The organism is Bradyrhizobium cosmicum (assembly GCF_007290395.2).
GTDB lineage: Bacteria > Pseudomonadota > Alphaproteobacteria > Rhizobiales > Xanthobacteraceae > Bradyrhizobium > Bradyrhizobium cosmicum.
Window position 1 is genome coordinate 3847376 of sequence record NZ_CP041656.2, and the last position, 13756, is coordinate 3861131.

A 13756-nucleotide genomic window follows, 5' to 3' on the forward strand; every position below is an offset into this window, starting at 1 on the left:
AGTTGCGCGATGGGCGTGTAAGCAGGATAGCTTTGGACTCGATCTCGGCGTTATGCGAATCGTGCCAAATCGTCAGGAGCGGATGATTTTTCCTGATCCGGCCGCTTTTGGCGACCGTTGCGGCGCAGCGTCTCGCGAGGATATTCGCCGAAGAGCGCACGGTATTGCTGAGCGAAGCGGCCAAGTTCCAGGAAGCCCAGCTCAGTCGCGATCTCGACCACGCCGCTCTTGCGGGTGTCTGCCTGACGCAGGCGCAGATGGACCATCGACAGTCGCTTCGCCCTCAGGAATTCGATCGGTCCCGTCCCGACGGCTTCTTCGAAGGCCCTATACAGAGTTCGCCGCTTTACCTTGATCTTCTCGCAGATTTCCGAGACGTGGACTGCCCGATCGCAGTTCTCCTCAAGGTATCTTTCAACTTCCCCCACGATCCGGATCGAGCTCGGGATCGCCCTCTCCTCGCCGGCCGCCGGCTCTAGAGCGACGGGGCCGATGAAGGCGTCCAAGACGGCACGCTTCCAATACTCCGCGGCACTCCCCGGAGAGATGCAGCCATCATGGAGCCTGCCCGCAAGAAGCGTCAAAAGCGATTCAAGAGAAGTCCTGCGCTGCCGGGCGAAGTGGAAGTGCCGCCGCTTTGCCCAGAACCCCGGATCCGAAACCTCCTGTTCGGCTGCGAACAGATCCGGAAGTTCGGCGGGATTGCACATGAGGCCGGCGAAGTGTGCAGCGGCTTCGTAAAGTCTGTCGTGCTCGCACCCCGGTGGATGGACGAGAACGTCTCCGGGGACGACGAGGTTGGCCAAGCTGCGGGACGCCCCCGAGCAGTTCAGGAGAGTTCCGATAACGAGCTTGTCGCGGCTGAACACGCCGGTAGCTCGCACCGGTAGGGTAAAGTGTCCGAGACTGAACGCGATATCCTTGATCTGCCCGTGCATGATCTCACCGGAAAACCGTCCCCGTCCGAGTTGGACGATTTCGATCTGCGAATTCCCGATCGGATTCCTCAGACTCTCGATGCTGTCGAGACGCTCGGAGTGGACGTGTAAACGAGCGTCGTCCTGCGTCGACCAGGCCCGTCCCATTTTTCCCTCCCTCGTATTGGTGGCATCGTGTCGCCGGGACTGCAGCGCGCTGTGAGGTCGCGGTTCGTTTTGGAGGGTTTAAGCCGCCCAGGCGCTTCCTCGCCGCAGAAGCGCCACGATGCGTTATCTGCCTCCAAGATGTTCCACTTCCTGGCTGACCACTCTCCTTCGTCAATGACACGCACGCGTTGTTATCACCGGCCTTGATCGACCTTAGGAGGCTATGCCCGTGGCGGCAAGAAGCCGATTGGTCGCAAGATTGCAGCGGGTTCCAGAGGCTCGACGTCTCGCAGTTTCATTGCGTTGATTGGCTCTGCGAAAGGTTCGCCGTGCGGCGTCTTCCCCACATCGTTTCTTCAACCGACGCCGGGAAGCTCCCGACATGGGTGCTTTCGTCGGCCATCCCGGCCGCCCAGGGTGCATGTCCTGTGTCCGGCCGCATATGGCTGCAGGCTTGACCTGCCTCAAGCGTGGAAAGTCTCCACGTGATTTGCTGCCTCCCATGTCGAAATACATCAAATCTTTCCTTGAACTCGGCCTGGCCGACGTCAATCTGGTGGGCGGCAAGACCGCTTCGCTGGGCGAGCTGTACTCCGTCCTCGCGTCACAGGGGATCGCGGTCCCCAACGGCTTTGCGATCACGGCCGATGCCTATCGCGACGCGCTGTCGCGGGGCAATGTCGCGGACGAGCTGCACAAGCTGCTCGACGGGATCGACAAGAGCAACATCAGGCAACTCGCCAGCAGGGCCGCGAGGGCCCGGAAGATCATCTACGAGGCGATGGACACCCCCCTCCTCCGCGAGCAGGTCGTGGAGGCATATCGGCAGCTCGAACGCGAGGCCGGGACCGGGGCTGCCGTCGCGGTACGCAGCTCGGCGACCGCCGAGGATCTGCCGACGGCGAGCTTTGCTGGCCAGCACGAGAGCTTTCTCAATGTGCGCGGGCCAAAGGATCTGTTCGAAGCGTGCCGGCGCTGCTTTGCGTCCATCTTCACTGATCGCGCGATCTCCTACCGCATCGACAACGGCTTCGATCATTTCAAGGTCGCGCTCTCCGTCGCCGTGATGAAGATGGTCCGCTCCGATCTGGCGGCCAGCGGCGTCGTCTTTACGCTCGATACCGAATCCGGCTTTCGCGACGTGGTGTTCATCACGGGCTGCTACGGCCTTGGCGAGACCATCGTGCAAGGCCAGGTCGATCCGGACGAATTCTATGTCCACAAGCCGACGCTGAGCCAGGGATATCGCCGTGTCCTGCGACGCCGGCTCGGCGCCAAGCAGATCCGCATGATCTACGGCAAGCGTGGCGGCGAGCATGCGACGCTCACCCGCAACGTCCCCGAAGCCGAACGCCAGAAGTTCTGTATCTCCGATCCGGAGGTGCTGAGCCTCGCCGAGAGCGCGGTCCTGATCGAAGCCCACTACTCCAAGCACGCCGGCGCTGCGATGCCGATGGACATCGAATGGGCCAAGGACGGCGTCGACGGAAAGCTCTACATCATCCAGGCCCGGCCCGAGACGGTTGCCTCGCGGCGTGCGACAAGTTTCTACGAGACCTACAATCTGAAGGGACGTGGCCCGGTGATGGTCAGCGGCCGTGCGGTGGGAGAGAAGATCGCGTCGGGACGTGCGCGCCGTGTCGCAACCGCGCGCGACCTCGCTGCTTTCAAGCCGGGCGAGATCCTGGTCGCGCCGGCCACCAGCCCCGATTGGGAGCCGGTCATGAAGATCGCGGCCGGCATCATCACCGACAAGGGCGGTCGCACCTGCCATGCAGCGATCGTGGCGCGAGAACTGGGAATCCCCGCCGTTGTGGGCGCCACAGGCGCGACCGAAAAGATCAAGACCGGGACTGACGTCACGATCTGCTGCGCCGAAGGCGATGTCGGAAGCGTCTATCAGGGATCGGTCGCCTTCGACGTGACGAGGACGCCGGCGAGCGAGTTCAGGCAGCCGCGCACGGCCATCATGGTCAATGTCGGAACGCCCGAGATGGCATTCCGGACGGCGATGCAGCCGCAGGCCGGTGTCGGTCTCGCCCGCATGGAGTTCATCATCAGTGAGCATATCGGGGTTCACCCGATGGCCTTGCTCAAGCCGGACAAGGTCAAGTCGGCCAAGGCGCGAGCCGCGATCGCGCGCCTGACGCGGGGCTTCAGGAGCCCGAGCGACTTCTTCGTTCAGACGCTCGCGGAAGGCGTCGGCACCATCGCCGCCGCCTTCTATCCAAAGCCCGTGATCGTGCGGCTGTCCGACTTCAAGACCAACGAATATGCCAGCCTGGTCGGCGGAGAAGGATTCGAGCCGAAGGAAGAGAATCCGATGCTGGGATTCCGCGGCGCGTCCCGCTATAGCCACCCCGCCTACGCGGAAGGATTTGCGCTGGAGTGTGCGGCGCTCAGCCTGGTGCGAAAGGAGATGGGTCTTTCCAATCTGCGCATCATGGTGCCGTTCTGCCGGACCGTCGAGGAAGGCCGGCGCGTGATCGCGACGATGGCCGCCAATGGACTGAAGCGCGGCGAAGACGGTCTCGAAATCTATGTCATGTGCGAGATTCCAAATAACGTCATCCAGATCGATGCTTTTTCGGAACTGTTCGACGGCTTCTCGATCGGGTCCAACGACCTCACCCAGCTCACGCTGGGCGTGGACCGGGATTCCGATATCGTGGCCTTCGACTTCGACGAGCGCGATCCGGGAATGCTGGAGATGTTCCGGCTGGCCGTGGTCGGTGCCAAGCGCAACGGTCGCCATGTCGGCATCTGCGGCGAGGCGCCGGCGAATTATCCGGAGATTGCGCGCTATCTGACCGGGCTCGGGATCGACTCGATCAGCGTCAACCCATCCAGCGTGTTTCGTACCATGGCCGTGGTGCTCGATGCCGAAACCAACCCGGCCAAATCAGGCGCCTGACGCTTCCGCTCTTTGCAGCGATCAGATGACCGCCGGAAGCGCGGCGGCGTGAATGCGTTCGGCCGCAGCATTGACCCTGGTCATCGTCGTGGTCAACTCGTTGTAAACCTCGTCTTCGATGGTCACCGTGCCGAAGTTCGAGTCTTCGCCGTCGAAGCGGCCCTCGACCGGCTGGTCGGCATGTTCGAACCAGTGATAGCCGACCACGTGCGGCTTGCTGAGCGCGGCCGTCACGTATCGCTCGAAGGCGCGGGCGCGCTCGATCTGGGTGGCCACCCGCGGCCCTCCCCCTCTGCTGTTGGGCAAGCCGGCGTCGTCGCCGCGGAAGGAGAATTCGGAGATCAGGCACGGCTTGCCGGCTGCGGAATAGGCGTCGATGATCGGGCCGGGATCGAATTCGTAGCAATTGAAGGAGATCACATCGAGGTGGCGGCCGGCCGCGGCAATCACGCCCCGTGGCGGTTGCCAGCCGAAACGGGAGCCGATCACGAGATGATGCTGGTCTACCGCCTTGATCGCCGACACGCACACTTCGAAATATTTGTCGGCAACGACGGCTACGAAGGCATCACAATCCGCCGCAAACGCCTCGCGCGCGGGATCGGCGAGGTTGGCTTTGGTTTCGAGCGAGTCGTTCAGGCCTCCCGGCGGCAGTCTGACAAACGGCGGCGCAACACGATCGATCCTTCCAAGCTCCTCCCATGATCGCGCCGGTGTGCGCCAGACCGCGTTGAACTGGGAGAACTCCCGATAATGCGCCTGCAGCCTCGAAATGGCAGCAAGCCGGCCAGGACGATGAGACGGCAAATTCAGGAACAGCGTGAGGAGCTCGTCAGGCCCTCGCGCGTCGGTCGACCAATACAGTTCGTTGTCGATGAAGGTGCCGAGCAGGCCGGGATCGTTGCGGCGAAGCGTGCAACGCTCCCTGGCACTCGTGCGGATATGCGCCGAGAATTCCGGGTCGAAGACGTCCGGAAATATCTGGTCGCGTCGGTGCAGGCGAAAGGATGCGCCGAGCTCCCTGATCGGCGTGATCGTCAGCAATTGCGCCCCCGCACTGGCGACGCCTTCGTCCGACCAGCAGGCGACCGTGTTGAATTTCCAGCTTGCCAGCCGGTCGGCAGCAGCGGCACGCCACGCTTGCAGGCTGCCGTATTTGGCTCGGCAGGCCTCGGCATAGGGCACGCGCTCAGTGCGGCCAATGCGGTCCTGATCGAAGCGGACGGTATTGACCCCCTTGGAGAGAAAGCGGCCGCCGTCGGGATCGACGAGCCAGAACACGCCATCGCGCTCGGCAACGCGGAAGAAACCGCTCCCGCTGAGGCCGTCGTCGACGACCCCTCCCCATTTCGTTCTTCGCAAGTGCAGACCCCGGCAGCAGACTAAGGATGATTAATCCATCGCACGGTCCTGCCGCGGGTTCTTGACCTATCTCAATACCATCCGGAACCTGCGTGCCTACCAATGCCTGAAGCAATCCAGGGCCGCGTCATAGCGAGTCTGGTCCGATGGCAGGTTGATCGAGGGCCTTTGCGCACTGATGGAGAACGAAGGCCTTGGCTGAGACACCGCCCGTGCAGATCGTGACGCTGACCATCAATCCGGCTGTCGATATCTCGACCTCGGTCAAGAAGATGCTGCCCTTCACCAAGATGCGCTGTGCGGAAGCTCAGCGCGATCCCGGCGGCGGCGGAATCAACGTCGCCAGGGTTCTGAACCGGCTCGGTGCCGAGGCGACCGCAATCTATCCAGCCGGCGGCGCCACCGGGCAAACCCTTGCGGCACTGGTTGAACGCGAAGCCGTACGCAGTATCGTGATCCCGACGTCGAACGACACAAGGGAAGACATCACTGTTTTCGACGAGACGACCCGGGAGCAATTTCGGCTGGTCTTTCCAGGCGCCTTGCTCAGTGAATTCGAATGGCAGCAATGCCTAGATGCAATTGCGCGCATCAGTCCGCAGGCTGCATTCGTCATCGCGAGCGGCAGCCTGCCCCCCGGTGTTCCGGCTGATTTCTACGGCAGGGTGGCCCAGGCAGCAAAAGGACCCGCGAAGGTCATCGTGGACACGTCCGGCGCCTCACTGAAAGCCGCTTTGGATGTGGGCGTTTATCTCATCAAGCCCAACCTTCGGGAGTTTCAGGATCTGGCCGGGATCAGCAGCGCCGATGAGCCATCGCTCATCCAGGCGGGCCGCCGCCTGTTCGATCGCTATCGCATCGAGATCATCGCTCTGTCCATGGGCCCCGGCGGGGCCCTGCTCCTGACCCGCGACATCGCCTTGCGAGCAGAGGGTTTGCCTATCGAGCTCGTCAGTGTTTCCGGCGCCGGTGACAGCTTCCTGGGAGCGATGGTGTCGCGCCTCGCAGAGGGCGCACCGCTCGAGACCGCCCTGCGCTATGGCGTGGCCGGTGGTTCGGCTGCGCTGCTCAGTCCGGGAACCGGGCTTTGCCTCGGAGCCGACGTTCATCGCCTCGCTTCCAGCGTGAACGTCACAGCGATCGCCGGCGATCATGCCTAGCAACCAGGGATATCAATCACCGGACGAGCGGCAGCTGCTGTTGCGCTTCTGGAAGAACGCGCGCGGCTTCTGGGCAGGCAAGTCAGCTGCCTGGGCTTGGCTTCTCACCGTGCTGCTCATTGCCACGGTTCTTCTGCAATTGCTGACTCAGTATTCGCTCAACTTCTGGAACCGCGATTTTTTCAACGCGGTCGAACGCAAGGATGGGAAGGAGCTTCTCACCCAGGCCTTGCGATTCATGCCGCTGGTCGCGGCCAGCCTTTCGCTCGCCGTCTTCTCCGTCTGGGGGCGAATGACGCTGCAGCGGAAATGGAGGGCCTGGCTCAGCACCGAACTCTACCGCACTTGGCTGGAGCGGGATCGCTTCGTGCGATTGAATGCCGTGGCGGGAGACTACCAAGCCCCCGAATATCGGATCGCCGAGGACGGCAGACTGGCAACGGACCTGCCCGTCGATCTCATTCTTGGCCTCATTTCCTCTCTCCTGACGGCAGCCACCTTTACCGGGATCCTCTGGGTAGTTGGCGGCAATCTTGCGATCGAAGCGGCCGGCGTGAGCTTGACCATTCCGGGCTATCTCGTGGTTGCCGTCGTCGCCTATTCGCTCATCGTGGCAGCCATGACGATGCTGATCGGCCGCCGGCTGACGCAGGTCCTGGAGGAGAACAAGCGGGCGGAAGCCCAGCTCAGGGCCATCGGAACGCACTTGCGCGAAAGTGGAGAGAACAGGTTGCCCGAGGCGAACGGCGAGGATGGAATTCGTGCGACCGGCGCTGCGCTCAAGGCCGTAATTGCCTCGTGGCTGGCCTATTGCTGGCAACTGATGCGCCTGACGGTGGTATCCCACACCAATTCATTGCTGACGCCAGTGATCGGCCTGCTGCTCTGCACGCCCAAATACGTTGCCGGTACGATGCTGCTTGGCGAGGTCGTCCAGGCGGCAGCGGCCTTCGTTGCCGTGCAAAACGCCTGCAACTGGTTTACGGACAACTACCCGAAGCTTGCGGAATGGGCGGCGTCGGCCAACCGCGTTGCATCGCTCCTTCTTGCTCTGGACAAGGTCGATAGATGCCCCGCGGATGACAGGGCTGCGGGTTCGCGCAATTGATCGCAGCGAACCGGAAGGCAAATCAGATGGACGACGCGTTGGTTTCGAAACTGGAGGAGCGCCTGGGGCGGATACACGCCCGGCAGCGGCTTGGAATCGAGACCGATCATGAGGCGCAGATCTTTGGCCAGGGCCTCAACTTCTTTCATATCGAAAACTGGTACTCCGTTCATGCGTTGATACGATCCATTCTCAAGCTGTCCGGGCTCTATTGGCGCGGTCGCCGAAATGCCGAGCGCGTCGTCGTCAAGCACAACGATGTCGAATGCGCGCATTTGCCGGCTGCGTTCGACGGCTTCACGATCCTTCACATCACCGATACTCACGTCGATATGAGCCAGCGAGCCATGCTGTGCCTGGTCGAGCTGGTGGCCGGGCTGCACTATGATTTGTGCGTTCTGACCGGCGACTATCGCGGCAAGACGTTCGGAGAGTTCGATGCCGCACTGGAGGGCATGGCCCGGGTCACGGCTCACCTCAAGCAGCCAATCCTCGGCGTGCTCGGCAATCACGACACAATCAGGATGCTGCCGGGCCTGGAGGCGATGGGCATCCGGATGCTTCAAAACGAGTGTGTGACGATCAAACGCGGCGATCAGGAGATATTTGTCGCGGGGATCGACGATGCACACTATTTCAGGGTGGACAACATCGAGAAGGTCGGCTCGCAGGTCCCTGATGGCGCATTTTCGATCCTGCTGTCCCACACACCGGAAATCTATCGACAGGCGGCACATGCCGGCTTTGATCTGCTCTTGAGCGGACACACGCACGGCGGACAGGTCTGCCTTCCGGGATCGATCCCAATCACGCTCGACTCGGTGTTGCCGCGCCGGATGGGCTCCGGCGCCTGGCGCCATCGCGACATGGTCGGCTATACGTCGGTGGGCGCAGGGTCCAGCGTCGTGGCCGTACGTTTCAACTGCCCACCGGAAATCACGTTGCACCGGCTGTGCCGGACCGCAGATCGTCTCAATAGGGCTGATCTCTGACGCGCAACATGTACAGGATGCGGGAGATCGCGAGTTCGCCGACGAAGAAGATCCAGACCGCGACGAAGATGTCTGCGTAGCTCAGCGAGAGCGCGACCCGACAAGCCAACAGCGGGAACAGCGATTCCGGGACCTGGTCCAATCCGATCGCCTGGCTGCTGGAGGGAAGGTTCAGGCGCCGTTTCAGGAAGCTGGAGAACAGATCTCCAGCCATGGCGACGATCGCGACCAAGCTGCCGAGTTCGTAGTGCAGGCCAAGCAAGGCGGCGCCGATTGCAGTTGCGACAACCGATGCAAGGATACCGCGAACGGTCTTCGAAGTGCCGAACACAGGGCGACCGTCGAAGAGCAAAGCCCCCGCATCCAGCGGTAGCGCGAAGCGAGAGCCAAAGACCTTCTTGGCGACGACCGGCGCTCCATTCGCCAGCGTCAGGAGCAGAAGCGCCTGGAGGATTGGCACCACGGACATCGGGCTGGCCGTCGTTTGCGAGGCGCGTTGCTGGTCAGTGGGAGCACAGCACCGGAATCGGAGGCTTCGTCAGGATGCTCCGGGTCGCGCCTCCCAACACGAACTCCCGGAGACGGGAATGACCGTAGGCGCCCATGACCAGGAGATCGGCGCTGCGGACCGCAATCTGCGCTGCGAGAACGTCGCCGATGGCACGTCCTGCGGCATCGACCTCCTCGACGACCACCTCGATTCCATGGCGCGACAGGTTCTTGGCGAGTTCGGACGACGAGCGTCGGCTCGGAATGGTCTTCTCGTTGGTGACCGTAAGGACGCAGACCTCGCGCGCCTTCTCCAGGATCGGGATGGCATCGGAGACCGCACGTGCCGCGGCACGGCTGAAGTCCCAGGCGACGATGACCCTGTTCAGTTCGAAGGGGCGCGCGGCCGGAGCTTCCGGGACGACCAGGGTTGGTCGCCCTGCCCCGAAGATGATCGCTTCAGCATGCCATTGGTCGTAGGATTCCGGCACCGGCACGATGGTGATATCCCGTAGCCGCGCATACTCCACCAGAAGGTCCGGCACCTCGGATGTCAGACAATTTTCGAGAATGATCTCGTGCAGCACGCCGGATTTGCGGGCGGCCGATTCAAAGGCCGCAAGCAGATCCTGTGCGTTGCTTTTGCTCTTGCGGGCCTCGCTGGCCACGATCGCCCCGAGATTGCCGGCGCCGGACAGGAAGCTGCCGGGAACCTGCACATGGACCTCGCAGGAGATCGCCGTGATGTGGGCGCCAAGGAGTGAAGCCAGCGACACGCCGCGGTCGATCACCGAAACCGGCGTCGGATCGGGATAGCTGGGCAGGGTGAGCAGAATGTCCTTGATAGCCATCGAAGTCTCCAGAATTGCAATTTCCAGCCAGGAAGCCGACACATGCTCAGCGCCATCGGCCCCAAGCCGATGCTAGACTGCCAGGCACCCGGTTGGCTTGTATGGCACGCTAATGCGACATCATCACGCAGACTGGCGCCTCGTTCAGAAGACCGCGAGTCATCCCTCCGAACATCCACTCGCCGAGCCGGCTGTGGCCATAGCCCCCGGTAACGACCAGATCAACGCTCTCTTCCTTGGCCACGCGCACAAGTTGGTGGGCATCGGCCTCGGCCATATGCACGCGCACATCGACCTGGCACTTCACGCCATGGCGCTGCAGATATTTCGCCACGTCGCGAACCCGGTGCCGTGCCGTGTCCTGCTCATCCGATGTGCAGATCTCAACCACGGTCACCTGCGAAGCACGCGCAAGGAACGGCAGCGCATCGCGCACGGCTAGCCTCGCCTCTCGCGTGTCCTTCCAGCCGACCAGGATGCGATCGGCACTGAGTGCCGGAACATGATCAGGCACAAGCAGCGTCGGCCGCCCCATTCGCATCATCGCTTCGGCAGGATCGACGAAATGGAATTGATTCAGATTTGGTTGCGTTCGCTTGATCACCACCAGGTCGGCCGATCGCGCTTCGTCGGCCAGAAATACGGTTGGATAGTCCACGCTGCAGCGCCACTCGACCCGTTCTTTCGGCAGGCCGGTCACGCTACGAAACCATTGCTCCTTGTCGGCGAGCGCGGATTTGATCCGCTTCAGATCTTCCGCGGTCGTCTCCTGGATGATGACGCCCTCCGCAACGAACGGCGGCTCGACCGCGACGGCGGAAACGCCAATCAGAGTGGCCCCGAACTTGTTTGCAACGTCCCGCGCGACACGGACCTGACCTTCTGCCTGCTGCTCGGGATCGACATAGACCATCACGCTGGCGATCGTCATCGACATTGCTCCGCTTACTGACGCTGCTCCTCTCTGGCACCTCCTGCGCCAGTCCGCTTGACCCAAATCAAGCAGCCCTGCGTCAGGCTCGCTGATATAAGCTAAAGCTACCGCAGCGGCAGCAGGTCCAGCTGGCGCTGCGCCTTCTTGACGGCGGCCACATACCAGCCCTGGCTCGGCGCTTCCTTGGCGAAGCACTTCGTGTAGGCGTCCATGGCCTGGTCTTCGCGGACGATGTCGCCGCGTGGGTTCTTCTTGTTGACGGGCCGCGCCATCGCCTGCTTCCAGACCTTCTCGCAGGCCGGAATTTCAGCCGTCTTTACCGCGTCGCTTGTGGCGAGGAAGAACACCTTGTCGCCCTGAACTGCGACCACGTCGATTTCCGTCGGCGGTCCCTTCAGATCGCCATTGCCGCGCACGCCCAGCACGGCAACCGCGACACTTGCTGATGCGGGCTTCGTGATCGGAAGCTCGGCGTATTTGGCGAAGGCCGCGTCCTGGATCGCGTAGTAATAGAAGCGGTCCGACCTGAATGCCGCGTCGATCTCCTGCGGCATACCGTCCTCGCGGTGCTCGGCCAGCCAGTGCTTGAGTAAATTAGTCGTGGTCACCACGGCCTGCAACGTATCGCCGTCTGAAGAGAAACCAAGCCCGTCGAGATGGCCGAAGCCCGATTCGTCCTTGTAGAGCGTGTCGACGTTCGATTTGCCTTGGGCCGGCAGACCCTTGATCGTGACCGGTCCCACGAGGCCGCGCAGCACGCCTGTCAACTCCTTCAGCGCCGCATCATGCTGTTTGGAGGTCTCGTCGTTCCCCTCGGCTTTCGTGAACTTTGCGATGTAGCGATCGCGCAGGTCGAGATAGTGCTGCTCCGGCGTGGCCGCATAAGTGGGTGTCGCCAAGGCGAGCAGGCAGAGCAAGGCGAGCGATCTCATGAAATGTCCGTGGGCATCGAGCAATTTCCAGTCTTTGTGCCGCTGTCGGGCGGAAAGGTTCATCCGCGAAGGCCGTGCGAACGGCTCGGGCCTACGATGCGGGATGCGATGTGGCAAGACCTGCACTCGACCTGGCCAGATAGCCTTCAGTAAAGAGAAAACCTACGCAACGCTCCTGCGGCGTCCATGGCGGCGCACCAGGCGAATACGATGGCGGGGCCGATCATTGTGCCTGGGCCCGGATAGGTGCCGCGGAAGATGGAGGATGAATCGGTCCCGGCTGCGTACAGTCCGGGGAGAATCTTTCCGTCGTGAGACACAACGCGGGCGTAGGAATCCGTGCGCAGGCCGGCGCTGCTGGCAAGGTCCGACGGCCATACGGCGACGGCAAAATACGGTCCCGGGCCGATCCGCCGCAGGCAGGGATTGGGCGTGGTCAGGGGATCGCCATTGAAGCGGTTCAAAGCGCTCGAACCACGGCCGAAATCGTCGTCGATGCCGGTTTGGGCGTGGCGATTATATCGCTCCACCGTCTGGGCAAGCTGTTCGCCGTCGACATCGATCTTGTGCGCGAGTTGATCGATGGTTTCACCCTCGATCAAATAGCCGGCCTGCAAGTACGTGTTCAGGTCTTTGGTGCCGGGATGAACCAGCCCGATGCCAAAGTCCCTGATGAAGGTTCGATCGCATATCAGGAACGCCGGCGCCGCTGCGGAGGTCGACGCGTTCGAGCGCAGCATCGCGGCCACGAAGTCGTGGTAGGAGTCGGCTTCATTGACGAAACGGCGGCCCGTCGGGTTGACGGCAAGCAATCCCGGCTTGGCACGATCGAGCATGATGTGCGGGAAGATCGAGACATGGTCGTCCGGATGCGTCATCACCGAGCTCGGCATCCACAACGCCGGGCTGTCGAGATCGCTGTCGATGTCGGCGTTGATGCGCTCAGCTGCCAGGATGCCGTCGCCCGTGTTGGACGGGGGCGCCAGGGAGTAGCGGTGTGCGGCCTCCGGAAACAGTCGTTCGCGGAGTTCACGGCTCCAGCCGATGCCGCCCGTTGCCAGCACCACGCCCTTGCGGGCGCGCATGCGCATCTCTCCGGCCGGAGACGAGAGCACGGCTCCGACGACCTCGTCGCCATCGCAGATGATGTCGCTCAGTCCCGTCTCAAACCTGAGATCGACGCCTGCACAGCGGATACTTGCGAGCAGTCTGGCGACAAGCGCGTTGCCCATGATCAGGCGTGTTCCGCGCCTGTAACTGATACGATCCAGCGCATGCCGGGCAAGAAGACCGGCGGCGTGCCGAAAATTCGTCAAGGTGCCGAAGGGCGCCAGCAGTGCCGGAATGTCCGCCTTCCCGACCATCATGCCGCCGAGAACCATGAACTCCCGGCGTGGCGGCCTGACGCGGGCAAAGTCGCGACCGAGCTTGCGGCCGTCGAAGGGAACGGCCCCGAGTGCGCGACCGCCGATCGCAGCACCTGGAAGGTTCTTGTAGTCGGGATGGACCGGCGGCGCCGCAAACCGCACACTCGTCTTCCGCTCGAGATAATCGAGCACGATAGGCCCCGCCTTGAGGAACATGTCGAGGCGTGGGTCAGCTGCGTGCTCGCCGAGCATCGCGGCGAGATAAGTGCGCGCGGCTGCAACTGTGTCAGGTGTGCCGGCACGCTCTCCCTGCCGGTTGCCGGGAATCCAGACCGTGCCGGCGGAGGTCGCGGTCGTTCCGCCCACCATGTCCGACTTTTCGCAAAGGATGACCTGAAGCCCTTCGAGCGCGCCCACCAGCGCGGCCGTCATTCCGGCCGCACCTGCGCCGACGACCAGCAGATCGGTCTCAACGTCGAAGGCGAGATCGCGTTGCGGCATCCGGAGCTCCCCTTGTCTCACGACGCGGCTCGAGCGCGGTCAAGCCGGCAAGCGAGATCGC

The 13756-nt window shown here is 62.7% G+C and carries 11 protein-coding genes; 4 read left to right on the forward strand and 7 right to left on the reverse strand.

Annotation, left to right across the window (positions count from 1 at the left end):
• Positions 1–50: 50 nt before the first annotated feature.
• Positions 51–1085 carry an AraC family transcriptional regulator gene (locus FNV92_RS18520; RefSeq protein WP_143845234.1) on the reverse strand — a complete coding sequence of 345 codons (1035 nt, stop codon included), beginning with the start codon at positions 1083–1085 and terminating at the stop codon, positions 51–53.
• A gap of 502 nt (positions 1086–1587) precedes the next feature.
• Here FNV92_RS18520 and ppsA point away from each other — a divergent pair.
• Positions 1588–3999 (forward strand): phosphoenolpyruvate synthase, encoded by a 2412-nt coding sequence (gene ppsA / locus FNV92_RS18525; protein ID WP_143845232.1) that lies wholly within the window; start codon positions 1588–1590, stop codon positions 3997–3999.
• A 21-nt stretch (positions 4000–4020) separates the two neighbouring features.
• Here ppsA and FNV92_RS18530 read toward each other — a convergent pair whose 3' ends face one another.
• The gene (locus FNV92_RS18530; protein WP_143845230.1) at positions 4021–5361 is read right to left on the reverse strand and encodes an agarase; all 1341 of its coding nucleotides are present in this window, start codon (positions 5359–5361) and stop codon (positions 4021–4023) included.
• 194 nt (positions 5362–5555) lie between these two features.
• Between FNV92_RS18530 and FNV92_RS18535 the strand changes: the two genes are divergently transcribed.
• The 3 genes from FNV92_RS18535 to FNV92_RS18545 are packed head-to-tail and all read left to right on the forward strand — an operon-like array spanning position 5556 to position 8621.
• The gene (locus FNV92_RS18535; protein WP_168213653.1) at positions 5556–6521 is read left to right on the forward strand and encodes a 1-phosphofructokinase family hexose kinase; all 966 of its coding nucleotides are present in this window, start codon (positions 5556–5558) and stop codon (positions 6519–6521) included.
• Positions 6514–7629: an SbmA/BacA-like family transporter gene (locus tag FNV92_RS18540; protein ID WP_143845228.1), complete on the forward strand. Its 1116-nt coding sequence runs from the start codon at positions 6514–6516 to the stop codon at positions 7627–7629. The genes FNV92_RS18535 and FNV92_RS18540 overlap by 8 nt, the downstream gene beginning before the upstream one ends.
• A gap of 26 nt (positions 7630–7655) precedes the next feature.
• Complete coding sequence (locus FNV92_RS18545) at positions 7656–8621, forward strand: metallophosphoesterase (RefSeq protein ID WP_143845226.1); 966 nt, start codon at positions 7656–7658, stop codon at positions 8619–8621.
• Here the strand turns inward: FNV92_RS18545 and FNV92_RS18550 are convergent.
• From FNV92_RS18550 to FNV92_RS18570, 5 genes are all read right to left on the reverse strand, one after another.
• Positions 8602–9090, reverse strand: a complete 489-nt coding sequence (locus tag FNV92_RS18550; protein WP_143845224.1) for a CDP-archaeol synthase — start codon at positions 9088–9090, stop codon at positions 8602–8604. The two genes, FNV92_RS18545 and FNV92_RS18550, sit on opposite strands and share 20 nt — an antisense overlap.
• 34 nt (positions 9091–9124) lie before the next feature.
• On the reverse strand, positions 9125–9961 hold the full coding sequence (locus tag FNV92_RS18555; protein ID WP_143845222.1) for a universal stress protein: 837 nt from the start codon (positions 9959–9961) through the stop codon (positions 9125–9127).
• 109 nt (positions 9962–10070) lie between these two features.
• On the reverse strand, positions 10071–10892 hold the full coding sequence (locus FNV92_RS18560; protein WP_143845220.1) for a universal stress protein: 822 nt from the start codon (positions 10890–10892) through the stop codon (positions 10071–10073).
• A gap of 107 nt (positions 10893–10999) precedes the next feature.
• A complete protein-coding gene (locus FNV92_RS18565) occupies positions 11000–11827 on the reverse strand; it encodes a hypothetical protein (protein WP_143845218.1) in 828 nt (275 codons plus the stop codon).
• Between the two features lie 146 nt (positions 11828–11973).
• A complete protein-coding gene (locus FNV92_RS18570) occupies positions 11974–13695 on the reverse strand; it encodes an FAD-dependent oxidoreductase (RefSeq protein ID WP_143845216.1) in 1722 nt (573 codons plus the stop codon).
• Positions 13696–13756 lie beyond the last annotated feature (61 nt).